At 68.5% G+C, this 25487-nt stretch carries 21 protein-coding genes; 6 read left to right on the top strand and 15 right to left on the bottom strand.

Features of this window, described 5'->3' with window-relative positions; all coding sequences use genetic code 11:
* Positions 1 to 98: 98 nt before the first annotated feature.
* Positions 99 to 830, top strand: a complete 732-nt coding sequence (locus tag CFB46_RS23120) for a metallophosphoesterase (RefSeq protein ID WP_089501408.1) — start codon at positions 99 to 101, stop codon at positions 828 to 830.
* A gap of 60 nt (positions 831 to 890) precedes the next feature.
* Here the strand turns inward: CFB46_RS23120 and CFB46_RS23115 are convergent, their stop codons facing one another.
* Positions 891 to 1592: an RES family NAD+ phosphorylase gene (locus tag CFB46_RS23115; RefSeq protein ID WP_034185272.1), complete on the bottom strand. Its 702-nt coding sequence runs from the start codon at positions 1590 to 1592 to the stop codon at positions 891 to 893.
* Entirely contained in the window at positions 1589 to 2008 is a 420-nt protein-coding gene (locus tag CFB46_RS23110) for an MbcA/ParS/Xre antitoxin family protein (RefSeq protein ID WP_027782522.1), read from the bottom strand. Before CFB46_RS23110 ends, CFB46_RS23115 begins: the two co-directional genes overlap by 4 nt.
* A 235-nt stretch (positions 2009 to 2243) precedes the next feature.
* On the opposite strand from CFB46_RS23110, the gene CFB46_RS23105 reads away from it, so the two are divergent.
* Positions 2244 to 3026 carry an ABC transporter substrate-binding protein gene (locus CFB46_RS23105; RefSeq protein ID WP_089502312.1) on the top strand — a complete coding sequence of 261 codons (783 nt, stop codon included), beginning with the start codon at positions 2244 to 2246 and terminating at the stop codon, positions 3024 to 3026.
* A 1153-nt stretch (positions 3027 to 4179) separates the two neighbouring features.
* On the opposite strand, the gene CFB46_RS23095 is transcribed toward CFB46_RS23105, so the two are convergent.
* Together CFB46_RS23095 and CFB46_RS23090 are read right to left on the bottom strand one after the other, a co-directional pair.
* Positions 4180 to 5655, bottom strand: coding sequence for a sigma-54 dependent transcriptional regulator (locus tag CFB46_RS23095; RefSeq protein WP_027782520.1), 1476 nt, complete (start codon positions 5653 to 5655; stop codon positions 4180 to 4182).
* A gap of 468 nt (positions 5656 to 6123) precedes the next feature.
* Positions 6124 to 7041, bottom strand: a complete 918-nt coding sequence (locus CFB46_RS23090; protein WP_089502311.1) for a metal-dependent hydrolase — start codon at positions 7039 to 7041, stop codon at positions 6124 to 6126.
* Positions 7042 to 7623: 582 nt separating this feature from the next.
* Here CFB46_RS23090 and CFB46_RS23085 point away from each other — a divergent pair.
* The 3 genes from CFB46_RS23085 to CFB46_RS23075 all read left to right on the top strand — a co-directional run bounded on the left by CFB46_RS23085 (position 7624) and on the right by CFB46_RS23075 (position 10345).
* Entirely contained in the window at positions 7624 to 7965 is a 342-nt protein-coding gene (locus tag CFB46_RS23085; RefSeq protein WP_069259438.1) for an FKBP-type peptidyl-prolyl cis-trans isomerase, read from the top strand.
* Positions 7966 to 7990: 25 nt separating this feature from the next.
* Positions 7991 to 8764, top strand: coding sequence for an AraC family transcriptional regulator (locus CFB46_RS23080; protein WP_089501406.1), 774 nt, complete (start codon positions 7991 to 7993; stop codon positions 8762 to 8764).
* Positions 8765 to 8884: 120 nt separating this feature from the next.
* Positions 8885 to 10345 (top strand): MFS transporter, encoded by a 1461-nt coding sequence (locus tag CFB46_RS23075; protein ID WP_089502310.1) that lies wholly within the window; start codon positions 8885 to 8887, stop codon positions 10343 to 10345.
* 126 nt (positions 10346 to 10471) lie between these two features.
* Here the strand turns inward: CFB46_RS23075 and CFB46_RS23070 are convergent, their stop codons facing one another.
* The gene (locus tag CFB46_RS23070) at positions 10472 to 10942 is read right to left on the bottom strand and encodes a winged helix-turn-helix transcriptional regulator (protein ID WP_179235105.1); all 471 of its coding nucleotides are present in this window, start codon (positions 10940 to 10942) and stop codon (positions 10472 to 10474) included.
* 153 nt (positions 10943 to 11095) lie between these two features.
* Between CFB46_RS23070 and CFB46_RS23065 the strand changes: the two genes are divergently transcribed.
* Complete coding sequence (locus tag CFB46_RS23065; RefSeq protein ID WP_089501404.1) at positions 11096 to 12331, top strand: MFS transporter; 1236 nt, start codon at positions 11096 to 11098, stop codon at positions 12329 to 12331.
* Between the two features lie 130 nt (positions 12332 to 12461).
* Here the strand turns inward: CFB46_RS23065 and CFB46_RS23060 are convergent, their stop codons facing one another.
* The 10 genes from CFB46_RS23060 to CFB46_RS23015 all read right to left on the bottom strand — a co-directional run bounded on the left by CFB46_RS23060 (position 12462) and on the right by CFB46_RS23015 (position 25283).
* Complete coding sequence (locus CFB46_RS23060) at positions 12462 to 13628, bottom strand: glycosyltransferase family 4 protein (protein ID WP_027782513.1); 1167 nt, start codon at positions 13626 to 13628, stop codon at positions 12462 to 12464.
* Positions 13628 to 14812, bottom strand: a complete 1185-nt coding sequence (locus tag CFB46_RS23055; RefSeq protein WP_089501403.1) for a glycosyltransferase family 4 protein — start codon at positions 14810 to 14812, stop codon at positions 13628 to 13630. The genes CFB46_RS23060 and CFB46_RS23055 overlap by 1 nt, the downstream gene beginning before the upstream one ends.
* Positions 14809 to 16275 carry an O-antigen ligase family protein gene (locus CFB46_RS23050; RefSeq protein ID WP_027782511.1) on the bottom strand — a complete coding sequence of 489 codons (1467 nt, stop codon included), beginning with the start codon at positions 16273 to 16275 and terminating at the stop codon, positions 14809 to 14811. The genes CFB46_RS23055 and CFB46_RS23050 overlap by 4 nt, the downstream gene beginning before the upstream one ends.
* A gap of 10 nt (positions 16276 to 16285) precedes the next feature.
* Positions 16286 to 17434 (bottom strand): glycosyltransferase family 4 protein, encoded by a 1149-nt coding sequence (locus CFB46_RS23045; RefSeq protein ID WP_089501402.1) that lies wholly within the window; start codon positions 17432 to 17434, stop codon positions 16286 to 16288.
* Positions 17435 to 17477: 43 nt separating this feature from the next.
* Complete coding sequence (locus CFB46_RS23040; protein WP_089501401.1) at positions 17478 to 18437, bottom strand: glycosyltransferase family 2 protein; 960 nt, start codon at positions 18435 to 18437, stop codon at positions 17478 to 17480.
* A 62-nt stretch (positions 18438 to 18499) separates the two neighbouring features.
* Positions 18500 to 20725, bottom strand: coding sequence for a polysaccharide biosynthesis tyrosine autokinase (locus tag CFB46_RS23035; protein WP_089501400.1), 2226 nt, complete (start codon positions 20723 to 20725; stop codon positions 18500 to 18502).
* A gap of 50 nt (positions 20726 to 20775) precedes the next feature.
* A complete protein-coding gene (locus CFB46_RS23030; RefSeq protein ID WP_027782507.1) occupies positions 20776 to 21954 on the bottom strand; it encodes a polysaccharide biosynthesis/export family protein in 1179 nt (392 codons plus the stop codon).
* On the bottom strand, positions 21948 to 22391 hold the full coding sequence (locus tag CFB46_RS23025) for a low molecular weight protein-tyrosine-phosphatase (protein ID WP_027782506.1): 444 nt from the start codon (positions 22389 to 22391) through the stop codon (positions 21948 to 21950). The genes CFB46_RS23030 and CFB46_RS23025 overlap by 7 nt, the downstream gene beginning before the upstream one ends.
* Before the next feature lie 30 nt (positions 22392 to 22421).
* A complete protein-coding gene (locus CFB46_RS23020; RefSeq protein WP_027782505.1) occupies positions 22422 to 23834 on the bottom strand; it encodes a UDP-glucose dehydrogenase family protein in 1413 nt (470 codons plus the stop codon).
* A gap of 75 nt (positions 23835 to 23909) precedes the next feature.
* Complete coding sequence (locus tag CFB46_RS23015) at positions 23910 to 25283, bottom strand: undecaprenyl-phosphate glucose phosphotransferase (RefSeq protein ID WP_027782504.1); 1374 nt, start codon at positions 25281 to 25283, stop codon at positions 23910 to 23912.
* Between the last annotated feature and the right edge of the window lie 204 nt (positions 25284 to 25487).

Raw genomic sequence — 25487 nt, 5'->3', positions numbered from 1 at the left:
AAGGGTTCGGCCGGTGCACCGCACCGACGGGTAACGCGCCCCGATTATCGCCATTCCATCGTTGCGTGGCGATGGGCGCGAGCGCCTAAGATAAGGGGATGACTGCCCCCCCCCTGCTCTGCCGCCACCCCGCGAACACGGCCGGCCGCGACTTCGTCGTCGGCGACCTGCACGGCTGCGTCGACGTACTGCGCGCGCTGCTGCACGACGTCCGCTTCGATCCGGCCCGCGACCGGCTGTTCTCGGTCGGCGATCTCGTCGACCGCGGCCCGGCCTCCGACACCGCGCTCGATCTGCTCGACCGGCCGTGGTGCCACGTCGTGCGCGGCAATCACGAGGAAGTGCTGAGCCTCGTCGCGCGCGGCAAGCTGCCGCCCGACGCGTGGCGCGGCATCGGCGGCGACTGGGGCGCCGACCTGCCGCCGGACCGGCTGCGCGCGCATGCGGCGCGGGTCGACGCACTGCCGCTCGTGCGCGTGATCGGCGACGGCCCGGCCCGCTTCAACGTGCTGCATGCGGAATTCTTCGGCTCGGACGCGGATCTCGATACGGGCAACTATCCGCACGACGTGCGCGAGCGGCTGATGTGGGGCCGCGATCTCGTCCAGGGGCTGGCGGATCCGACGCGGCAGGCCGGACTGTCGCTGACCTGCACGGGCCACACGCCGGTGCGTGCGCCGCAGCGGATCGGCGCGCAATGGTTCATCGATACGGGTGCGTTCGCGCCGGCCGGCCGGCTCACGCTCGCCGAGCCGCGCACCGGCCGCACATGGTCGATGACGCAGGCCGAAGCGCGCGAACGCCATGCGCACGACTGGCCGCTGCCCTGACGCGCCGGCCGGCGCCCGCGCCGCACAACGCACCGGCCCACCGCGCCGGCCAGGCGAACGCTAGCCGACCTGATTCAGTTCGAACACCGCATCGACGGCCGAGCCGTTCCAGTTGTATTCGAGATAGGCCGCATGCTGGCAGTCGCGCAGCAGCGTCGTGCGGAACGCGGCGAGACACTCGCCGTGCGGATCGCGCACCGACGGATAGACGATCCCCGCGCCGCCCGCATGACGCACCGCGCGGCCGAATGCCTGCCCCGCGCCGTAGTCGACCGGATCCAGCAACGCGGGATCGCGCTGCGGCCACGTGCGCACGTCGGCGACCTCGCCGTGCGCGAACACGGTATAGAGCCGCATCTGCTGGCGCATCGGCGGCTCCTTCGTCGCGGCGAGGAACAGCCCGCTGTGATAGCGCGTTTCGGCGATCGCCGTGTCGCGCGCGCGCGTGCAGTAGAACACGCCGTAGCTGCCGTCCGAAAAGCGGCTGCCCAGCGGATTCAGGTGCGTGAACGCGGCCATGATCGGCCCCCAGCCCTGCCCGTAGCGGCGCTCGGCGCGCGGCACGAGGTCGAGCGTGCCGACTTCGTTGCGGATGCGGTCGTTGGTCAGCGATTCGAGCGCGTAGAGCGCGTCGAAGTCGTCCGCCGACGCGACGCGGTCGAACAGGTTGATGGCCGGAAAACGGGTAGGAATCACGCGATAGGCTGGCGCCCAGTCGACGGTGGTCGTGGGCCACCGGCTGACTTCGATCGGTGTCGTCACGCCCAGCCACCCCGCATCGCGTCGAGATATTGCCGGACGGCCACCAGATCGCCGACGTTGCCGGCCAGCATCCGGTCGAGTGCGCGCTTGCCGCCGAACGGCGCCGCATCGTTCGGCCGCTTGACCCACGCGTCGGCCGCGGCGGGTTGCGGCAGCAGGATCTGCAGCCCCTTGTAGATGCCGAGTAGCAGCGATAGCCGCTCGAGCGTATCGCGCGGCAGGCGCGCCGATTCCGGCGCGGCCTTCCACTTGAAGAACGTCGAGCGGCCTGGCGACCCGAGCAGCACGATCTGCTCGTCGATCGTCAGCTCCCAGTCGCGCGCGATGTTGAAAAACGCACGCAGGCCGGCCGCCGACATCTGCGCGACCGAAGCGTGCGGCACGGCGGAATGCGAATCGTACGCAGGCTGTGACATGATCGTTAGTCTCGAAACGAATTTACTAACAAGATTAGTCCATTCTCGTATTTTTGCAAGGGTCGCACCCACCGATCGCGCATGGGCCTCCTACGAATCGATATTTTTTGTCCATTCTGGACTCAAATTTTATTTTCTGCGTTAATGGCCGGGCGGACACCGCGTCACGGCGCGAGTCGTGTCCGTGGAGACCGTGTCGTACAGAAACCGGATGCACCACGCCAAGGAACGCACCATGAAGAGACTCATTGCCGTTGTTTCGATCGCCCTGCTCGCAGTATCCGCAGGCCCCGCCGTCGCGAAGGACTGGACCACGATCCGCTTCGGCACCGACGCCAGCTATGCGCCGTTCGAGTCGAAGGCGCCCGACGGCAAGCTCGTCGGCTTCGACATCGACCTAGGCAACGAGATCTGCGCGCGCCTGAAGGCGAAATGCGTGTGGCTCGAGAACGATTTCGACGGGATGATTCCGGCGCTGAAGGCGAAGAAGTTCGACGCGGTGCTGTCGTCGATGTCGATCACGCCGCAGCGCGCGCAGCAGATCGGCTTCACGACGAAGATCTACAACCAGCCGACGCGGCTCGTCGTGAAGAAAGACTCGTCGCTGCTGCCGACCGCCGAATCGCTGAAGGGCAAATCGATCGGCGTCGAGCAGGGTACGACGCAGGAGACGTATGCGAAGACGTACTGGGGCAAGCAAGGTGCGAACGTCGTGTCGTACCAGAACCAGGACGGCGTGTATGCCGACCTGATCGCCGGTCGCCTCGACGCGGCGCTGCAGGATGAAGTGCAGGCCGCGATCGGGTTCCTGAAATCGCCGCGCGGCGCGAACTATACGTTCGTCGGACCGGAACTCGTCGACGAAAAGGTGCTCGGCATCGGCGCCGGCATCGGCTTGCGCCAGGAGGACGCCGACCTGAAGGCGAAGATCGACCGCGCGATCGTCGACATGGTCAAGGACGGCACCTACAAGCGGCTCGCATCGAAGTACTTCGACTTCGACATCTACGGCGGCTGAAAAACGGCGTCGCGCGCGTACGGATGACTGCTTCCGTCGCGCGCGTCCGACCGCCCCTCCCCTTCAACCGGACGGCAACGGCATCGAGCGGTTCGCCGTTGCATCGAATGCTTGTCGTGTTGCGTCGTATGCAGCCCGCGGCACGACGCTGCGGCGATCGTTCGGATTACCGATCAATCGTTCGGGGCAACGTCGGGCAACGCGAGCGGACGTCGTGCTGCTCTGCTCGAGTCAATAGGCGAAGATCGGGCGTCGCGGTACCGGCGCCCGTGTACACATGCCCATGCGGACCGGATTCGCGTGCAAGAAAGTGCCGACCCGGCGCGGATGACCGGCAACCAGCCGGATCCGCCTCGCACCGGGCGCGGAGAGATGGCCTGTCGAGGCATGCCTGCCGGCCGCAAGCGCGACGGTCGAGCGGCGATGTCCCGAATCACGGCGATCGCGGCCTGCGGACTGCGGCGTGTGACGATCGATCATTTTTCTACCCCGTTTGCTGTCTGATGTTTGTTCCGGCAACCGGACGATGCCGATGCCCCGGCGATCAGGCGACGACGCTCCGTGCTCGCCGTGACGCGGCCGCTGCACCGCGCTCGGCCGCCGCATCCCCGCGGACTGCGTCCTGGCCGGTACTGACGGCTTTTGCTGCCTGACCGGACGGACCTCGCGTCGTCGACTCTCGCTCGCCCTTCTTCGCAAGGACCGGGCCAGCGCTGCGCGAGCCCGGCCGGACAAGGCGGTGATCGGGCCGGCTCGCGGCCGGAACGGGTGCGGGATGCCGGAAGTTACGAAACTGAAACATCGGGGCCGCGACACGCGGCCGGCCGTGTCACGGCGGGGCCTTGCGGAATAAGGCTGAACAATGGAGCACGGAATTCTTACCGGCGACGGATCGGCCGATCGGCGCGGTTCGCGGCGGAAATTCGCCCGCCGGCCGACGCGAAATGTTTCATGCGCTTTACATGCCGCCGGCGGCAACGCGCACCGCACGTCGTGGCTGGATGCTGAACGCGGCGGCCGATCGCAACGCGACACTGCGACATCGCTTCACGCGACCTCCGCGACCTCACGCTACCCGAGCGACCGCCCACGACGATCCGCCGAGCGCGCCAGGCCGATCCGCTTCGGCGTGTCGGGCCTGGACTCGCGCCGCTCAACCGACCCGCCGATGCCCCGCGTCGTCCGACGGCGCGCCATCGTTACCGCCGTCGTTGCCGCCGTGGTGATCGCGATCGTTCAGCCCGTGCTCGATCATCATCCGGTAGAGTGTCACGCGTGAAATGCCGAGTTCGGCGGCGGCCTTGTTGATCCGGTGGTCGTTGCGCAGCAGCGCATTCTCGATCGCGGTGCGTTCGGCCAGCGCCCGCGCCTGTTCGAGCGTCACGGGTTCGGTTTCGCCGGGCGTGTCGAGCCCGAGATCGTGCGGCGTCAGCAGCCGGCTCTCGGCCATCACGATCGCGCGCCGCACGCGGTTGATCAGCTCCCGCACATTGCCGGGCCACTCGTAGCGCCGCATCGCGTCGAGCGCGGCCGACGTGAAGCCGCTGATCTTGCGACCGCTGTCGGCCTTGAATTTCTGCAGCACGTAGTGCGCGAGGATGTCGATGTCCTTGCCGCGTGCGCGCAGCGGCGGCTCGTGGATGCGCAGCACGCACAGCCGGTGATAGAGATCCGCGCGGAAGCGCCCGGCCTCGACCGCGCCGTCGAGATCGACGTGCGTGGCCGAGATGATCCGCACGTCGACCGCGATCGATTCCTGCCCGCCGAGCCGCTCGATCTTCCCTTCCTGCAGAAAGCGCAGCAGGCTCGCCTGGCTTTCGACCGGCATGTCGCCGATTTCGTCGAGAAACAGCGTGCCGCCGTTCGCGGATTCGATCCGGCCCGCGCGCCGCTGGTTCGCGCCGGTGAACGCGCCGCGTTCATAGCCGAACAGCTCCGACTGCAGCAGGTGATGCGGAATCGCGCCGCAATTGATCGCGACGAACGGCCCCTTGCCGCGAACGGAGCGCTCGTGAATCGCGAGCGCCGTCAGCTCCTTGCCGGTGCCCGACTCGCCCGAGATGAACACGCTCGCGTCGGTCTTCGCGACCTTGCGGATCGTGCTGAACAGCTGCTGCATCGCCTCGCAGTTGCCGATCATCCCGTGTTCGCCAATCGACGCCGCATAGGCGGCCCCGTCGACGCGATCGAGCGCGGCCATCCCGCGCGCATGGCCGAGCACGTGCGAAATCCATTCGTACGGCAGCGGCAGCGTCACGTAATCGAAACAATAGCTGCGAATCAGTTCGCGCACGGCAGGGCTAATCGTGACGCCGGCCTGCGCGATGGAAATCCAGCCGATCGCCGGCTGGCTCAGGCACATCTTCAGTGCGGGATAGTCGCGCGACGTGAACCCGGTGAAATCGACCAGCCCGGCGGCCACGCTCACGCCGGACGCGATGTTCTGCGCGGCGCCGGCCGTCTTCGCGACCGCGATCTCCCAGCCGAGCCCGCGCAGTTGCGCCAGCAACGGCTCGTCGGGCGTGCGCATGATCACGAACAGCTTGCGTCCCGCCTCGGGAGCGGTGACGGACACGTCCGCCATCTCGGGCGCCGCCTGCCCGTTTGCGTCGGGTGACCTTGCAACCATCGTTGTTCCCCGCTTGGCGTTGGTATCGCGCGCCGGCTTGCCGCCGCGTACGACGGACATGATCGAACCGACATATTGGGCGTATTTCCGTCCGAATAAAATCCCCCTGTGCATGAATCGCGCCGGAGGTCGACGTCGTCATGAACGGTATATCGATGCGGCAGGCTTGCGGCTAAATGGGTGTTATCCCGGGGGCGGACGCCGCGCGCGACCGGAAAGAACCGGCGCCGCGCGCGCAAAGCCACGCCGGTGCTGGCGCGAGGCGATCGTGCGGGAGGCGGCGCACGCCCGAGCGGCGCGCCGGTGCATGTGCGCGCAACCGGTCTGCCGGGCATGCGGACGCCCGTGCAACCGGTTTCGGTTGATTTTCGTCAATCGTCGGAACAAGCCGGCCGATGCACGAACGCAACATGCGCGGCACCCCGCCGTGCGGCGGGGTGGCCGGGTCAGCGGCGGGTCAGCAGTGGGTCAGCGTCCGGACGCGAGCGGCGCCGGCGTGTGCGCGCGGCCGCGGCCGGCCGGCGTGCCGCCGTGTTCGCCGTAGGTGGCGGCCAGTGCGTCGATCCGCGCGAGGTGGTGGTGATTGTCGTGATCCCACGGGTGGAAGCCCGGCCGGAAAAAGCTCAGCCATTCGCCGGCGATGCGAGGGAACAGCCCGCGGCGCGGCCCGTACAGGAACGCGATCATTCGCAGCATGCCGCGCGCGTGATGCCCGGCGCCGCGATCGCGCCACAGCAGCGTCGCATGCATGACGAACACGGTCGGCCAGAACGTCAGCGTCGTCAGCAGATACACGCCGACGCGGATCAGGTAGCGACGCAGCCCCGGCTTCATCGCGGCATTCCACACGTCGAACGACACGGCCTTGTGCTCGGTTTCCTCCAGCGCGTGCCAGATCCACATCTGCCGGTAGCCTTCGACCGACCCGCCGAGGCGCGTCGGGTCGCGCAGCAGCCAGTCGGCGAGCATCGCCGTGTAATGTTCGGCCGCCACCGTGTGCGCGAGCTGCACCGAATGCGGCAGCTTGCGCTTGATGTAGCCGAGCACCGCCCACACGCGCCGGTCGAGCTTGCGCGCGGGCAACCGGTTCGCCTGCATCAGTTCGTTGTATTCGACGTGCTCGCGCGTGTGCATCGCCTCCTGGCCGATGAAGCCCAGCACCTGCTGCTTCAGTACGGGATCGTCGATCCGGTCGCGGTAGTTGCGCACCGAATCCATGAAGAAGCGCTCGCCGGCCGGAAACAGCAGCGACAGCGCGTTGAAGAAATGGGTTACGTGCGACCCGAGGCCATGCCAGTCCTTCGCGCGTTCGACCGGCAGATCGAAGCGCAGGTCGCGGCGCACCGGCATGATCCCGGCTGCGGTGACGGAAGCGGCTGACTTCATGTTCATCGTTCTCCTGTTGCGGAGCGGCCCGGCGCGTCGTCGGACGCGGCCGGCGCAAGCCCGGGCGACGCGTCGCGCGCCGCCAAAATCCTGACATCGACAGATGTAAAGATAGGCCCCGCGCGTCGACGCACGCAAGCCGTGCGGTAGATGCGCGCTTCCAAACAGGGCATGGTCGGGAAGACGGAAAAAACGGCGCTCGAACGACGCCCGGCCACGTTGCGATTCGAACGCGCGGGCGCGTGGATGGGCAGGATGTCGGATGCGGCGCGGCGCCCCGCCATCGGCCCGCAAGCCCCGTGGGCCGGGCATTTCGCCGCATCCGGCGACGGTCGCCCGGCAGGCGGCAACGCGTGCGGATCGCGTCGATTCATACGCGGGGCGCACTGCCGTGGTGCAACCTCGGCCCCGCCGCTCGCGAAAAATTCAAACGCGCGTTCCAATTGCGTGTCGGCCGATCCTGCGCGCGGCGCCCCGCCACGCGGGCTACCACGCGTACGACAGCATGAATTCCACGCGCGCCGGCCCGCTGCGCGCTCGCCTACAATAGCGGTTTCACGCAACTCTCTTTCAGGAGAAATCATGTCCGTCATCACGACCGAATCGGGCCTCAAGTACGAAGACCTGACCGAAGGCACCGGCGCGGAAGCGCAAGCCGGCAAGACCGTCAGCGTCCACTACACGGGCTGGCTGACCGACGGTCAGAAATTCGATTCGAGCAAGGATCGCAACGACCCGTTCGCGTTCGTGCTCGGCGGCGGCATGGTCATCAAGGGCTGGGACGAAGGCGTGCAGGGCATGAAGGTCGGCGGCGTGCGTCGCCTGACGATCCCGCCGCAACTCGGCTACGGCGTGCGCGGCGCAGGCGGCGTGATTCCGCCGAACGCGACGCTCGTGTTCGAAGTCGAACTGCTCGACGTCTGACCCCGCATCCGGCCGTTTCCTTCCGATGGAACGCATCGCCTCCCCCGCCATCGCGCTGCGCCGCTACGCCCCGTGCGAAGCGTCGGACGTGCACGACTTCCACCAGGTCGTGCTCGGCGTCGACGGCGCGATGGTGATGGCGGTGGACGGAATCGGCCGGCGCATCGACCGGCACGCGGCCTGGCTGATTCCGGCCGGCGCGCGCCACGACTACGCGGGCCTCGGCGACAATCGCCAGCTCGTGATCGACCTGCCCGCCGCGTCGCTCGCGGTACCGCAGCGGCTGTTCGACCATGCCCGCGCCGTGTCGATAAACCCGACGCTCACGTCGCTCGTCGCGCAGGTCGCGGCGGCCGCCGCGCAACACGATGCGCCGGCCGGCGACGCACGGCAGGCCGCCGCGCACCGCTTTCAGTGGCAGGCCGCCGCGCGCCTGTGCGACGCGCTGCTCGACGATGCGGGCATCGCCGCGCCCGCGTCGGGCCTCGATTTCGCGCGTATCGACCGCTGGCTGCGCGCGCGGCTCGCCGAGCCGCTGCGCATCGCCGATCTCGCCGCGCACTGCGGCTACGGGATGCGTCGGTTCCATCAACTGTTCGTCGACGCGTTCGGCGAAACGCCGCATCGCTACCTGCAGCGGCTGCGGCTCGACGCCGCGATCGTGCTGCTCGCCGAGCGCCGGCATTCGCTCGTCGACATCGCGGGCAGCGTCGGCTTCGCGGACCAGAGCACGTTCACGCATGCGTTCACGAAGCGCTTCGGCGTAGCGCCGGGACGCTGGCGCGGTGAACGGCATTGAGCACCTTGGCCTCGCCGAATCCGCATCGGCGCACGTAGCCAGCAGTACGAGTCCGCATCCGCATCGACGCTTCACGTCCCGCTGAAACATCGCATGTCCGTCGCCGCCTACGATGGACGCATGGATACGACCACACCGTCCCCCGCTTTCCCGCCCGCGCTCGCGCGCGTCGTCGCCACCGTCAGCATCGGTTTCGTCGTCACGCAGCTCGACGTGACGATCGTCAATATCGCACTCGCGCATCTCGCCGCCGACCTGCGCCTGCCGGTCGCCGGCCTGCAATGGGTCGTCGATGCGTACACGCTCGCGTTCGCGGTGCTGATGCTGTCCGGCGGTGCGCTCGGCGACCGCTTCGGCGCACGGCGCCTGTACGTCGCGGGCCTCCTGCTGTTCGCGCTCGCGTCGCTTGCGTGCGGCGCCGCCGTCGCGCCCGCGATGCTGATCGCGGCCCGCGCGCTGCAAGGCGTCGGCGCCGCGGCCATGCTGCCCAATTCGCTCGCACTGCTCAACGACGCGTGCCGGCACGACCCGCGCCTGCGTGCCCGCGCGGTCGGCGGGTGGACGGCGGCCGGGTCGATCTCGATCGCGGCGGGGCCGGTCGTCGGCGGCCTGCTGATCGCGGCATGGGGCTGGCGCGGCATCTTCCTCGTGAACCTGCCGCTGTGCGCGGCGGGGCTCGCGGCTGCATTCGCGTGGGTGCCTGTACGCCGCGAACGGGCCGCACCGACGCGCTCGCTCGATCTGCGCGGCCAGTTCATCGCAATCGCGATGCTGACCGCGCTGACCGGCGCCGTGATCGAATGGCGGCCGCTCGGCTTCACGCATCCGGTCGTGGCCGGCGGCTTCGCGCTGGCGGCGCTGGCCGCGCTCGCGTTCGTCGCGGTCGAATCGCGCACGGCCACGCCGATGCTGCCGCTCGCGCTGTTCCGCCACCGCACGTTCAGCGCGGCCGTGCTGTTCGGGATCTGCGTGAACCTCACATACTACGGCACCGTGTTCGTGCTCGCGCTGTACCTGCAACGCACACGCGGCGAGTCGGCGCTGCAGGCGGGGCTCGCGTTCCTGCCGCTCACGGGCGGGTTCCTGCTGTCGAATCTCGCGAGCGAACGGGTCGTCGCCCGCCACGGCCCGCGCATGCCGATGCTGGCCGGCGCGCTCGTCGCGGCGCTCGGCTACGGGTCGCTGCATTTCGTCGACGCGGCGACGCCGCTCGGCGTGCTGCTGGTGCCGTTCCTGCTGATTCCGTCGGGCATGGGGTTCGCGGTGCCCGCGATGACGACGGCCGTGCTCGCATCGGTCTCGCCCGACCGGGCCGGCATCGCGTCGGCGGTGCTGAATACCGCGCGGCAGGCCGGCGGCGCGATGGGCGTCGCGGCGTTCGGTGCGCTGGCCGGCGGCGGCGGTGCATCGCAGGTCGTCAGCGGGCTGCGGATCGAAACCGTCGTGTCGGTCGTGCTGCTGGTCGCGGCCGCGCTGCTCGCGACCCGTGTGCGGGCCGATACGCGTCGCGGCACGGCGCCGGCCACTCGGGCGACGCCGTCAGCCGATCGTGCGCGTGCGGTCATGCGTCGCCGGGGGTGAGGCTGGATCAGGCAACGCCAACGAACGAAGGTCGTCGTGAATCGACTCGCGTAGCCGGCCACGCCGGGCCGCGCTCGTGCGTCCATGCCGAATGCCATCCGACGGCACAACCCTCGCGCATGACGCTCAGCGACGCGTCGTGCCCGCTTCGTCGCCGATCTTCTTCACGACAGTCTCGGCCGCTTTCAAGGGGCGGCCGTCGTCGTGCCGCAGCGCGAGCTTGCGAATCGCGCGCCCGGTGCCGCGGTCGACCAGCACGGAATGCGGTTCGCCGCGCGCGAACAGGTTGGCCTCGCCCCACTGCCGCAGCATCACGATGACCGGAAACAGCCCCTCGCCCTTTCGGGTCAGCACGTACTCCTGATACGCGGTGCCGTCGGAGGCCGGCACGACGTCGAACACGCCCGCGTCCACCAGCATCTTCAGCCGGTCGGACAGGATATTGCTCGCGACGCCGAGGCTCGCGCGGAAATCTCCGAAACGGCGCACGCCGTCGAACGCATCGCGCACGATCAGCAGCGCCCACCGATCGCCGACGATATCGGTCGCGCGCGCCACCGGGCACGGCGAATTCGCAAGACTTTTCTGCCTGGCCATCTTCCTCTCCGCAATCGTTCCGGCCGCCTTCGCGGGCATGCCGACCATTCGTGCACGGGCCCCTGGCCCACCGCATAACAGGTTGCATTTTAAAACCAGTTTCCCTACACTTCAAACTAGTTTTAAATTGCAACTACATTGCGCGAGGAAACCATGGAGTCGTCCTGCCATTCCGACACCGTTGCATCGAACGCGCCAACCGGTGCGATCCAACCGGCCGACGGCGGCCGCCTGTCGTCGGCGCGCGTCGCGCTGCTGGCCGTCTGCTGCGCGGCGAGCGTCGCGAACGTCTACTACGCGCAGCCGCTGCTCGATTCGATCGCGCGGGATTTCGGCGTGTCGCAGGCCGCCGTCGGCGGCGTCATCACCGCGACGCAGCTCGGCTGCGCGCTCGCGCTGCTGTTCGTCGTGCCGCTCGGCGACTTGCTGAACCGCAAGCGCCTGATCGCCGTGCAGCTTCTGCTGCTGAGCGCGGCCTGCATCGGCGTGGCCGCGGCGTCGACACGCGTCGCGCTGCTGGCCGGGATGGTCGCGGTCGGGCTGCTCGGCACCGCGATGACGCAAGGGCTGATCGCATGCTCGGCCGCCCTCGCCGGCGCGGGCGAACGCGGGCGCGTCGTGGGCGCCGCGCAGGGCGGTGTCGTGGTCGGGCTGCTGGCCGCGCGCTCGCTGGCGGGCGTCGTCACCGACATCGCGGGGTGGCGGGCGGTCTATCTCGTGTCGGGCGTGCTCGCGATCGCGATGCTGGTCGTGCTGTCGCGGCTGCTGCCCGACGGGCACGAACCGCGCGAACGCATCGGCTACGCGGCGCTGCTGTGCTCGATGGTGTCGCTGCTGCGCGAAGAACGCGTGCTGCGCGTGCGCGGCGCGATCGCGCTGCTGATGTTCGCCGCGTTCAGCATCTTCTGGAGCGCGCTCGTGCTGCCGCTGAGCGCGCCGCCGCATGCGATGTCGCACACGCAGATCGGCGCATTCGGCCTCGTCGGCGCACTGGGCGCGGCAGCCGCCGCCCGTGCGGGCCGGCTCGCGGATCGCGGGCGCGGCGAGGCGACGACCGGCGCCGCCCTCGCGCTGCTCGCCTGCTCGTGGCTGCCGCTCGCGTTCGGCAATACGTCGATTGCGTTGCTGATCGTCGGCATCGTGCTGCTCGACGTCGGTGGACAGGCCGTGCACGTCGTCAATCAGAGCATGATTCTCGGCGCGCGGCCCGACGCGCATGCACGCCTCGTCGGCTGCTACATGCTGTTCTATTCGGCCGGCAGCGGGCTCGGTGCGATCGCGGCGACGATGACGTATGCGCGCGCCGGATGGACGGGCGTCTGCGTGCTCGGCGCGGGGGTGAGCGTGGCCGCGCTCGGCGCGTGGGCCGCGACGCTGCGGCGTGCGTGATGCGCGCCGGCCATGCGGATCGAACGGGAAAAGCCGGCTCGCCCTCGACGGGCGGCCGGCACGCGAACCGGCCACGCATGCGCGCCGGTCGGGGTGTCGATGCGGCGCGCGCGGTGCGCGCCGCGGGCGTTCAGCCTGCCGCCTGGATCGCCTCTTCGTAGACGCCGGCCACGCGCCGCGCGATCACCGCGTTGTCGAAATGATCGCGCGCATAGCGCTTGCACGCGGCCTCGTCGGGCAGCGCGATCGCGCCCGACAGCGCACCGCCCAGCCCTTCGGCGATCGCATCCGCGCCCGTCGACGGCAGCACGAGATCGTTCGACAGCCCGGCAACCGCCTCCGGCAACCCGCCGACCGGCGTGACCAGCACCGGCGTGCCGGACGCCAGCGATTCGACGGTGATCAGGCCGAAGCCCTCCAGCGCGACCGTCGGCACGACGCTGACCGTCGCCGCGCGGTACAGCGCCGCGAGATGATGGTCGGGCACGAAGCCGAGCAGCTTCACGTTGTCCTGCAGTCCTGCCGCATCGATGCGCTGCTGCAGCTCCTCGCCGATCTTGCCCTTGCCGGCGATCAGCAGCAGGACGTCCGGGTGACGGCGCTTGACAAGGCCGATCGCGTCGATCAGATCCTCCAGCCCCATGCGCCGCACGAGCCGGCGCACGGCCAGCACGATCGGCCGGTCCTGCGGCAGTTGCAGCTTGTGCCGCGCCTCGGAGGGCGTGAGCGGCGTGTCGAACTGCGCGGTATCGACGCAGCCGGGAATCACGCGCACGCGCGACGGATCGATCCCGTAGCGGTGCGTCAGGATCTGGCCGAACGCCTGAGACAGCACGATCAGCCGCGACGAGCGCGTATAGACGGCCTGTTCGAGATAGCGCTTCGCGCGCTGCCCGAGCGACGCGGCGCCCTCGACCTGGCTTTCGTCGGCCCACGGCCCCTGGAAGTGCGACACCTGCGGAATCCCGCGCGTCACGTCGAGGCCCGGGAACGTGTACAGCGCGAAGTGCGACGAAATCACGTCCGGCCGGTCGCTGCGGACCTCCTCGCGCAGCGCGCGCCGCGCGGCGAGCATCCGGCGCGCGAGCGGCTGCGACGCGGGCCCGAAGCCCTGGATCGCCCCGCCCGTGTCGTCGGCGACCTTCGGCGAGCCGGCGACGAGCCCGCGCACCTCGACGCCCGCGCCGGGCAGCGCGCCGACGAGCGAGTAGTACATCCGGTCGAGGCCGCCCGCGCGTTCGGGGAACCAGTGCATGCCGATCTGCAACGATTTGATCGGCCGGGAAGATTGGGACATCACGGTTGCTCCTGCGTGACCGCATGCTCGACCCGCTCGAAGGCGGACGGCTGCGGGGGTTGGCCGATGCGCCGGTAAAGCGCGACGTACTGGGCACCCATGTGCGCCCAGCCGAAACGGGTCATCAGTTCGCGGGCCGCGTCGCCCATCGCGCGACAGGTGTCGCGCGATGCCGCGAGCGAGCCGATCGCCTGCGCGAGCGCGGCCGGATCGTCCGGATCCTCCAGCACGATCCCGCATTCGCGCGTGATGATTTCCGCGCCGCCCGCCGTGCGCGCGGTGACGACCGGCAGCCCGGCCGCCATCGCCTCCAGCAGCGACAGGCTCATCGCTTCGTAGCGCGACGGAAAGACATACGCGTCGACCGAGCGCATCAGCGTCGGCATGTTCTTCACGAGACCGAGGAAATGCACGCGCGAATCGATGCCGAGCGCGCGCGCTTCGTCGGGATACGGGCTGCCAGGCAAGTAGCCGGCTACCGCCAGATGAACGTTCGCGGGCAGCTTCGTCAGCGCCTTCAGCACGGTGCCGAGATTCTTGCGCGGCGTGCGCAGGTCGCCGACGAACAGCAGCAGGAACGCGTCGTCCGGCAGCTTGAACGCCGCGCGGTCGGCCTGGGCGCCGGCGAACGCGCTGCCGTCGACGCCGTTGTAGATCACGCTGATCTTGCGGCTGTCGATGCCGAGCCCGGCGATCTCGTCGGCCACCTTCTGCGACACGGCGGTGATCGCGCGCGAGCGCCGGTAGGCCCAGCGCTCGAGCACGGTATTCACGCGCGTATAGACGTACTGGTAAGCCGACCACAGCCCCTTGGTGAGCCCGAACGGATAGTACGGGCTCTTGAACCAGCCGCCGTGCACGAAGTGCGCGGTATTCACGTCGGCCTTGATCCACGAAATGAAGCCGTTCACGTGCAGCACGTCGTATTCGCCGCGGTGCGCGCGCAGCCATGCCGCGCTTTTCAGCGCGAACACCTGCTGCTTGACGAGATTCGACGGCCAGAAGCCGCCGACCTTCACCGGCACCCAGCGCACGCGCGGGTCGGCCAGCAGCTCGGGCGCGACGTGCGACGCGACCAGCGTGACTTCGTAGTTCTCGGCCAGCGCCGCGCGCGCGATTTCGTAATTGACGCGGCCCTGCCCGTCGTTATGTCGCACGACGTGCGTGACGATCGCGATTCTCAATGGTCGCCTCCCCGTGAACGCGCGGCGGCCAGCAGGCGTTGCGCCTTCTGCCAGTGCGCCGCGGCAAGTATCGAAAAAATGGCTGTGAACATCAGCAGGCCGCCGGTGCCGATCAGCGAGTTCGTGAACACGAGCATCGCGAAGGTCGACAGGCACAGGCTCAGGCACGCGCCGACGAACTTGTCCTTGCGCAGCTTGAACGCCGCGCGCAGCGTGCGGCCGAACAGCATCACGACGCCCGCGAGATACAGCAGCGTGCCGGGCCAGCCCAGCACGAACGGCACGTTCATCACGCCGCTGTCGAAGCTGCCGTACTTGCCGAGCTCGCCGCTGTCGCTCGACAGCTTCGTGGACGCGCCGGTCGCGCCCATCCCTTCGCCGGCGACGTCGGTGAACGCCGTCTGCGCGAAGGTCGCGTAGAACTTGTTGCGGTCGTCGTAGCTGCGATCGTCCTTCAGGTTCGTGATCGATTGCAGACGCTGGCCGAGCCGGTCGGCCACCGGCCCGACGGTCAGGAGCGGCACGCACAGCCCGACCAGCACGACGCCGCTGATCAGGATCCGCATCCGCACGCGGTTGCTCGATTGCACGAGCTGGATCGCGAGCGCGATCACCCAGCCGCCCCAGGTCGAGCGCACGAGACACAGCGCGAACGACACGAAGCCGGCCGCCCCGGCGAACCAGCGGATTTTCTGCGGCGCGACCAGCACGAACACCAGCGCGCCCATCATCGCGAAAGCGAACGGTCCGGACGAATTCATCGTGCTGAACACGCGCACGCCGTACGGCACCGGCTCGCCCTGCGAGCCCATCTGCGAGCCGACCATCCATAGCACGTCCCACTGCGGCATCACGAAATACTGCACGACGCCGTACACGCCCATCACGAGCATGCCCCACATGAAGGTGGACAGCAGCACGTCGCGGTACTCCGGATAGTTGCGCGCGTTCACCATGATGTGAAAGCCGATCAGGATCGGGTACAGCCAGTTCGCGAGGTCGTAGGTCGCGGCCATCACGCCGCTCGACACGATCCCGACGAGATACGCATACACGAGCCCGAACAGGATCAGCAGCACCGGGATGCCGCGCCGTTGCGCGAGCACGCGGTAATGCCTGAGCAGCCCGAAGCCGGCGATCATCGTCACCGCGAGCGGCGCGACCTGGATCAAGCTCGTCGGCGTGAACGCGCCCTTCGACCAGTCGGCCAGGCGCCGCACTTCCGGGCTCAGGAACCACACCCACCACATGAAGCCGACATAGCGCGCCGGGCTCTTGAAATACAGCCAGATGCCGACCCCGATGGCCAGCACCGGGAACGCGAGCGTCAGCACCTTGCCCTGGTGGATGGCGATCAGCGCGGCGGTAAACGTCCACAGCCCGGCCTGCCCGGCCCAGTGCTTCGGCTCGGCGAACCAGCTGCGGGCGCGCGACGGCGCGCGTTCGGCGGCAATCGTACTCATCGATCCGCGCTCACTGCGACGAAGGACGCGAATCGGCGAGCGGCATCGCCACGCCGGCCGCCGCGGGTGTGCGGCGCCGGCGCAGCATGTCGCGCGTGATGCGCACGTGCTGCTCGGCGAACGCCTGCGTCGTCAGGTCGCGTTCGCGCAGGCACGCGGCGGCCGCCCGCGCGCACTCGAGCGCCGCTACCGGGTCGGCGACGAAGCGATCGGCGGCCTCGCGCATCGCCTGCGCGTCGAACGCCGGCACATAGGCGGCCGTATCGTGCGGAAAGTAATCGCTCAGGCCGCCCACGTCGGACACGATCATCGGTTTGCCGACGGCCGCCGCCTCGAGCATCACCGTGATGCCCGACGCGTGGAAATTCGGCCGCAGCGGCACGACGATCACGTCGGCCCACGCGTACAGCTCGTGCTGCTTCGCGAGCCCCGACGCCGGGCCGATCTTCACGTTCGGCGCGTGCAATTCGCGCGGCACGCGGCGGCGCGTCGCGAGCCGCACGTCGTAGCGCGCATCGCCGCCGAACGCGGCGAGGAACGTGCGCCAGTCGCGGTCGCGGTCGTTGCCGATCGCCGCGATCCGCAGCGGCCGGTTCGGTTGCCATTGCTGCGGCTCGACCGGCGGGAAGTCCTGCGTGTTCAGCCCGTAATAGACGAACTCGGCTTCGCGCCCGAGGTAGCGGCGGCACAGCTCGGCGTTGTCGCGAGCCAGCGTGGTCAGCGCGTCGGCGCGCGCGAGCAGCTTGCGGTACAGCCAGCGGCGCGGGCCGCCGAAGCCGTCCCATTTGTCGAACAGCCACACGCTCTGCGCGAGCAACAGCTGGCGCTTGCCCTGCTCGCCGGCGAGCTTCAGGATCAGCGCGGCGGCCAGATGCTCCTGCTCGGTGTGTGTCCAGATCACGTCGGTAGCGAGCAGCGCCGCGCGGTTGCGCCACGCATGCACGACGTCGAAGCCGAGCGCGGCCTTCAGCGCACGGCGCGCGAGGCTTACGACGCGGTTCTCGCCGCCGTCCTGCGAATAGGTCAGCCGGAATTCGTCGGATTCGGCGTGGTGATAGCCGTACAGGCAGCCGATGTCGTCGCCTTTCCGGTAGGTACGCGGATCGGCGCCGTAGAACAGATGGACGTGGACTTTGGTTGCAGCTTTCGATGCAGTCATGCGAGCCCTCCGGGCGTGGCCGCGCGCAATGCGCGCAGGCCGTTCAAGACGTCACCGGCGGCATGGCCGCACGGTGGGGGGCGAGGTTCGTGCGGCGCGCGTCGCGCGCGCCGCGGCGCACCGCGCGCCAGTGCGCGAGCACGCGGGCGCGCCGCGCGCTCGGCAGCGACAGCAGCACGTGCGCGAGGCCCGGATAGACGCGCGTGCCGATCAGCGCCCACCACCACCACGCGATCTCGCGCCGTACCGGCGGCAGATGCTCGCGCAGCGTCAGTTGCAGGTTGTACGCGCCGTTGCTGATCGCGTTCAGCGATGCCGCATCGCGCCGGTCGTCGTCGAAGCGCTCGGCCGGGAAATGATCGACGGCGATCGCCGGGTCGTACAGCAGCGTCCAGCCCGCGCGCTGCACTTCCATGCTGAACGCCATGTCGTTGTGCACCTGCGCGCCGGCGCCGCGCAGCCGTGTGTCGAAGCGCAGCCGTTCGATCGCCGCACGGCGGTAGCTCATGTTCGCGCCTTTCAGCATGTCGACTTCACGCGCGCCGCCGACGCCGAGGTGATGATTGCCGATGATCTTGCCCGACAGCGTGAGCTGGCCGACCTGCTCTCGCGATTCGTCGAGCAGGCGGCCCTTCTCGTGCACCCAGTCGCGGCCGCCGACCGCGCCCACGCGCGGGTCGGACAGGAACGCGGCTTCGATGCGCGCGAGCCAGTCGGGGTGCGGCGCCGCATCGTCGTCGGTGATCGCGACGATGTCGCCGTTCGCCGAGTCGAGCCCCTTGTTCAGCGCGGCGACCTGCCCGGCCACGTCGACCGGCACGATGCGCAGCGGCAGCGCGCCGCCGACCGCCGGATCGGCGAGCCGTTCGTGCGTGGCGTCGTCCTCCGGGCGCGCGACGACGATCACCTCGTCGGGCAGCCGCTGCTGGCGCTGCAGCGCCAGCAGGCAGCGCGCGAGGTCGGCGGGACGCCGGTAGGTCGGAACGAGCACGGAAATTTTCATCGAGGGTTCTCCATTCGGCCGGGCCGATGCGGCTCGCGCCGGCCCGGTTTCGTGCAATGCGATCAAGCGCTCAGGTATTCGTGCACGGCCGCATAGCCGCGGCCATAGCCGCGCGCCTTCGGCGGCATGCCATTGAAGATCCCGCCGTCCAGATCGACGCCCGCGGTGCGCAGGCGCTTGATCGCGTCCGCGATCTCGCCTTCGGTATGCATGCCCGAGCGCAGCACGAGGAACGTCGAGCCGGCCATGCGGCCGATGATGGTCGCGTCGGTCACCGCCAGCACCGGCGGCGAATCGATCAGCACGACATCGTAGCGCTTGCCGAGCCCTTCGAGGTATTGCGGCAGGCGCGTCGACATCAGCAGCTCCGACGGGTTCGGCGGGCGCGTGCCGGCCGCGATGAACGACAGACCCTGCACCGGCGTCTCGCGGATCGCTTCCTCGAGCGGCGATTGATCGCTCAGCAGCTCGGACAGGCCCGGCTGCACGGTCAGGCCGAAGTAGCGGTCGAGCATCCCGCGACGCATGTCGGCGTCGATCAGCAGCACGCGCTTGCCCGAATGCGCGAGCAGCACCGCGAGGTTGACCGTCAGGAAGCTCTTGCCGATGCCCGGCGTCGGGCCGGTCAGCACGATCACGCGATTCTTCGCGTCCATCATCGCGAACTGCATCGCGGTGCGCAGGCTGCGCAGGCTTTCGACGCTCAGGTCCTTCGGACGCAGGCTCGCGAGGATCGGCCGCGCGCGGCCGCCGCCCTTCTCCGCCGCCGCGTCGAGCTTCACCTGTTCGGCGCTTTGCGGCACCAGCCCGTACAGCGGCAGGTTGAACGTGCGCTCGATGCGGTCCGGATCCTCGATGCCCTGGAACAGGTTGCGACGCAGGAACACGACGCCCGTGCCGAGGATCAGGCCGAGGAACACGGCGGCCGACAGGATCAGCACCTTCTTCGGCTTGACCGGCGCGCCCGGACGCAGCGCCGAATCGATCAGGTGGATGTTGCCGCCCGTGCCGGCCTTCTGCACCGACAGCTCCTGCACGCGGTTCAGCAGCAGCACGTAGATGTCCTCGGCGACCTTCGCGTCGCGCTGGAGCTGGACCGCCTTCACTTCGGTCGCCGGCAGGCTGCGGAAGCGGTTGCTGAACTTGTCCTTCTCGGCCTGCAGTTCCCCGAGCTGCTGCTTCGCGGCGATCACCATCGGGTGCGAATCGGTGAAGCGCTGCGCGAGCGACGCGAGCTGCAGGCGCTGCGCGGCGATCTGCTGTTCGTACTGCACGCTGCCTTCGAGGTAGACCTTCGCCTCGTCGCTCGCGTTGATCGAGCCCGAGGTGCGCTGGTACTGCGTCAGCGCGGCTTCCGCGCGTTCGAGGTCGGCCTTCAGGCGCGGCTCCTCGCCCTTCAGGAAGTCGAGCATCTTGGTCGCTTCCGCCTGCTTCGCGACCACGTGCTGGTTCAGGTACGACTGCGCGAGCGCGTTCGCGATCGCGGCGGTCTGGTCCGGATCCTTGCCTTCGAGCGAAATCTGCACGACGCCCGTCTGCTTGCCCTGCTCGGTCACCTGGATGCCGGCCTGGAAGCCGCTGATCGCGTCGAGATCGTTGTAGCGAACCACCGTGAATTGCGTGCCGGGGCGCGCGACGAGCTTCTGCACGAGCAGCGTCACGCCGCCGCCCTGCGCCGATTCGCCGACCCGGCCGGCCAGCAGCCGCGTGCCGTTCTCGTCGACCAGCGAATAGGTGCCGTTCGGGCCGGCCGTCAGCGTCAGCTTCTTGCCTTCGAGCGCCGGCGTGACGCTGATCGAGTCGACGTCGGCGAGTTCGCCGCCCCACGCATACGACTTCAGACCGAGCCACGGCCGCGACGGCTCGCCGGGCGTCGCGAGGCGCGCGGCGAGGCTGCCGATCACCGGCAGCGTCTTCGGCGTGACCGAGAAGTTCAGCTTGAACTGCTCGATGACCGGCGCGACGACGCCGCGGCTCTTGATGATCTCGATTTCCGCATCGGTCGGCGCCTGCTGCGGGCCGCTGTTGATCGACGCGCCCGTCTGCGTCTGCGTGAGCGCCTGCGACGTGTTGTCGTTGCCCTCGACCCGCACGTGCACGTCCGCCTGGTAGACCGGCTTCGCGATGAAGCAATAGAGGCCGGCGAGCGCGACGACCGTCACCGCGATGCCGAGCAGCAGCCAGATGTCGTCCATGATGACCTGGAGCAACTGGCCGAGAACGACGTCCTCTTCCTCGGTTTTCGCGGTCAGATCCGCGTAGGAGTGTTTCGCTTGCGTGTTCACCATTCGTTCCCGCTTGAGTGGTGCCGGGGGGCGGACGCCGCCCCGGCGGGCTATCAGCGCGTGATTTGCCGCATGTAGAAGATCGTCTGGATCGTCGGCAGCACCTGCTGCAGCACACGGTTGAACTGCACCGAGCCGGCCGTGCTGACGTAGACGACGTCGAGCGGTTGAAGCGGGAAGCGGCTCGACAGCATCAGCGCATCGGGCTGCGTCATGTCGAGACGGAACACTTCGGGCTTCGTCGGGTTGTCGCGCATCCCGCGCATCACGTAGATCTTGCGCGGGTTCGCGTCGGTGTCGAGAATCCCGCCGCCCGCGGTCAGCGCATCGGCGATGGTCAGCCGGCCCTTGAGCATCGGCACCGTGACAGGCGTCTTGACCTCGCCCATGATGAACACGCGGCTGTCGCTGCGGTCCGGCACGTTGACGATGTCGCCCGGCTGCAGCATCACGTTCTGCTTCACCTCGCCGCGATCGAGCACGCCGTTCGCATCGAGCGTGTACAGCTTGCCGTCGCGCGTGAGCCGCACGCGCTGCAGGTCGGCCTCGGCGGTCGAGCCGCCCGAACGCGAGATCGCGTCGACGAGCGTGAGCGGCACGTCGCTCACCGCGAGCGGCCCCGGCTGCTTCACCTCGCCCGTCACCTGCACCTTCTGGCTGCGGAACGACAGCACGCGCACGTCGAGTTGCGGATTCTTCACGTAGCGCGACAGGCTCGACGCCATCTGGTCGCGGATCTGCGCGACCGTCTTGCCCGCCACGCGAATGCGGCCGACGAACGGGAAGAAGATCGTGCCGTCGGAGGACACGGTCTGGCCGTACGGATCGGCCTGACCCGGCAGCGCGGTCGTATACGGCTGCTGCAGCGCGCCCGCGACCGATTGCGTCGTGTTGCCGCCGCTCGAGAACGACTGGCCCTGCGGCGTCGTCAGCTCCGGGTGATCCCACACGGTGACGCCGAGAATGTCCTGCGGGCCGACGCGATACGTGTACTGCGACGGATCGGTATAGCGCCCGGGCGGCAGCGGATGGTCGACCTGCGCTTTCTGCAGCTGATCCATCACCACTTTGGCGTCGATGTAATGAACCGGATAGGTTTCGGCCGCTTCCTGCCGGCCTTCGTCCTTCAGGTTCGACGAGTCGAGGTAGTTGCCGGGCGCGGTTGCGCAGGCCGACAGGAATGTCGTCAGCGCGACGGCGAGCGCCAGCGGGCGCATGGGACGTTTCAGCATAGTTTTTGCAGCCATCCTTGAACCAGACGTTCGATCAATGAGTAGCTCTCGCGATAGTCGGCCTCGGGGCCGCCATGCGGATCCGTGATCTCGGCGTCCTCCCACTTGCCCAGCAGGTGGACCTTGCCGCGCGCGAACGGATCGACCGTTTCGACGGCCTTGATCTGATCGCGCTCGCTCACGAGAATCAGGTCGGCGTCGCGCACGATCCGGCGCGACAGCCGCCGCGAGCGATGGGTCGTCGCATCGACGCCCCGCTCGGCGAGCAGTTGCCGCATCACCGGATCGATGCCGTCGCCGTCGTTCGCGTACACGCCGGCCGAATGAAACGTCGGGCGCGGGCCGCCGCGCGACGCGGCATGCGACTTGAACAGCATTTCCGCCGCCGGGCTGCGGCAGACGTTCGCATGGCAGACGATCAGGATGTTCCGGAACATGGCGTCTCGTAACGAGTGACGGAAAACGGGTTACGCGCTGGCGCGCGCGGCGCCCGGCACGCGGGCGGCGACGGCCTGGCGCGAGCCCGGCCGGCCGATCGGGTGATACTCGATGCCCTGCTCGCTCATCGTCTCCGGCTCGTACAGGTTGCGGCCGTCGAAGATCACGGGCGTCTTCCACAGGCGGCCGAGCGCGACGAAGTCCGGGCTCTTGAACGCCTTCCATTCGGTGACGATCACGAGCGCGTCGGCGTCTCGCGCGGCCTGCGCCTCGTCGTCGACGAAGGTGAGACGTTCGAGCCAGCTCGGGTGATCGGCGAGATCGAGCGCGATCACGCGGCGCGCTTCCTGCTGCGCGACCGGGTCGTAGGCCGCGACGCGCGCGCCGCGCGACAGCAGCTCGGCGATCAGCTCTCGGCTCGGCGCCTCGCGCATGTCGTCGGTGTTCGGCTTGAACGCGAGGCCCCACAGCGCGAACGTGCGGCCGCTCAGGTCCTCGCCGAAACGCGCGACGATCTTGTCGGCGAGCACGCGCTTTTGCGTCGCGTTGACCGACGACACCGCCTTCAGGATCTGCAGCGACTGGCCGTGCTCGTCGGCCGTGCGGATCAGCGCCTCGACGTCCTTCGGGAAGCACGAGCCGCCGTAGCCGCAGCCGGCGTACAGGAAGTGGTAGCCGATGCGCGGATCGGAGCCGATCCCGCGGCGCACGGCCTCGATGTCCGCGCCGAAGCGGTCGGCGAGGTTCGCCAGTTCGTTCATGAACGAGATGCGCGTCGCGAGCATCGCGTTCGCCGCGTATTTCGTGAACTCGGCCGAACGTACGTCCATGTATAGCGTGCGCTCGTGATTGCGGTTGAACGGCGCGTAGAGTTTCTTCATCAGCTCGCGGGCGCGCTCGCCCGGCACGTCGTCGTCGCAGCCGATCACGATGCGGTCCGGCCGCGTGAAATCGTCGACGGCCGCGCCTTCCTTCAGGAATTCCGGATTCGACACGACCGAGAACATCTGCTCGCCGCCGCGCTTCGCGAGCTCCTCGGCGACCGCCGCGCGCACGCGCTCGGCCGTGCCGACCGGCACCGTCGACTTGTCGACGATCACCTTGAAGCCGGTCATGTAGCGGCCGATATTGCGCGCCGCCGCGAGCACGTATTGGAGGTCGGCCGAGCCGTCCTCGTCGGGCGGCGTGCCGACCGCGATGAACTGCACGTCGCCGTGCGCGACCGCGGCCTCGATGTCGGTCGAGAAGCGCAGGCGGCCGGCCGAGCGGTTGCGCGCGATGACTTCCTTCAGGCCCGGCTCGTGGATCGGCACGCCGCCGTTGTTCAGGATGTCGATCTTCGCCTGGTCGACGTCGAGACAGAACACGTCGTGCCCGATGTCGGCGAGACAGGCGCCGGTGACAAGCCCTACGTAACCGCTGCCGATGATAGTCAGATTCATGATGTGTCGGACCCCTTGACCAATGATTCGAAATTCGGAAAAACCGGAATGCCTGCGTGACGCGGTGCGTCGGTGTCAGTACGCGTTGCTGCCGGTGAAGCCTTTCCACAGCGTCAGCACGACGATCTTGATGTCGAGCCAGAAAGACCAGTTCTGCATGTAGTACAGGTCGAGCTTCACGCGGCCCATCATCTTCTCGATCTGGTCGGTCTCGCCGCGAAAGCCGTTGATCTGCGCCCACCCGGTGATGCCGGGCTTGATCCGGTAGCGGAACATGTAGCCCTTGACCAGATCCTTGTAGATGTCGTCGTGCGCGAGCGCATGCGGGCGCGGGCCCACCACCGACATCTCGCCCTTCAGCACGTTGATGAACTGCGGCAGCTCGTCGAGGCTCGTTCGCCGCAGGAACCGGCCGACCGGCGTCACGCGCGAGTCGTTCTTCGTTGCCTGCGTGACCTGCCCGGCCACTTCCTCGTGCACCTTCATCGAGCGAAACTTGTAGATCTCGAACTCGTGCCCGTCGATGCCCTTGCGCTTCTGCCGAAAGAACACCGGCCCGCGCGAGGTCAGCTTGATCAGGGCCGCGATCAGCACCATCACCGGCGCGAGCGCCGTAAGCGCCGCCAGCGCGAACAGCCGGTCGAACACGAACTTCGGCAGGATCCGCACGTCGGTGATCGGCGACGCCGCGAGGTTGATCGCCGGCACGCCGAGCACCTCGACCACTTCCTGGTTGAAGAACGACAGCGTGCGCACGTCCGGAATGAAGCGGATGTTCACGAAGTCGTGGCGGAACACCGTCACGATCTGGTGAATCCGGCGCTCCTCCGTGATCGGCAGCGTGAGCCACAGCTCGCTGATCGCGCGGCTGCGCACCAGCCACACCAGCGATTCGAACTGCCGCTCGATACGCACGTCGTCGAGCGCGACTTCGCCCGGCGCCTCGCTTTCGTCGTACACGCACACCGGGTTGAAACCGGCTTCCGGCCGCGCCCGCATCTGCGCGATCAGCCGCCGCGCCGCCGGCGTGCCGCCGACGATCGCGACCGCCTTCAGGTTGTAGCCGCCGCGGCGCAATTGCCGCAGCACCACGTGCACGCAGGCTTTCGAGCCGGCGAGCAGCGCCGTCGTCGTGAGCGCCCAGTAACCCAGCCACAGCCGCGACAGGTCGCCCGACTGGTGAAAGCTGAAACTCATCAGGATGCCCGCGAGCTCGACCGCGAGCCACGCGAACGCAACGCGGACCACCAGCCCGACGAGACGCTTGCCGCGCCACGACTGGTAGATGCCGACGGCCGGAAAGAACACGACGACCAGCAGGCAGTCGAACAGCACCGTCGTGCGCTGCAGGTCGCCGAGCCCGATGCTGCCGTCGTGCAATACGGCCGCGATCAGCGCGCCCGTCACGACCATCGCGATATCGATGACTCTCGCCAGCACGCTCAACATGTCTGTTTCCTCTTCTTTGAACAGGCGAACAGCGCCTTGTGCAGCCCGTGCCGCACGTTCGATTCAAACGTTGCATGACGCTATTGAAGCGACAAGAAAATTCCTCCTCAAGCGCACAAGTATTTCGAAAAATAATCGGAAATTCTTGCCGCGATCTTTTTTAATTAAATCGGCAGGTTTTCCCGAATCAGTCATGAAAGGGGA

The sequence above is a fragment of the Burkholderia sp. HI2761 genome (assembly GCF_002223355.1).
In the GTDB taxonomy this organism is placed as follows: Bacteria; Pseudomonadota; Gammaproteobacteria; order Burkholderiales; family Burkholderiaceae; genus Burkholderia.
The sequence above is the reverse complement of the archived record's forward strand: the minus strand, read 5'-3'. Positions and strand labels throughout refer to the sequence as shown.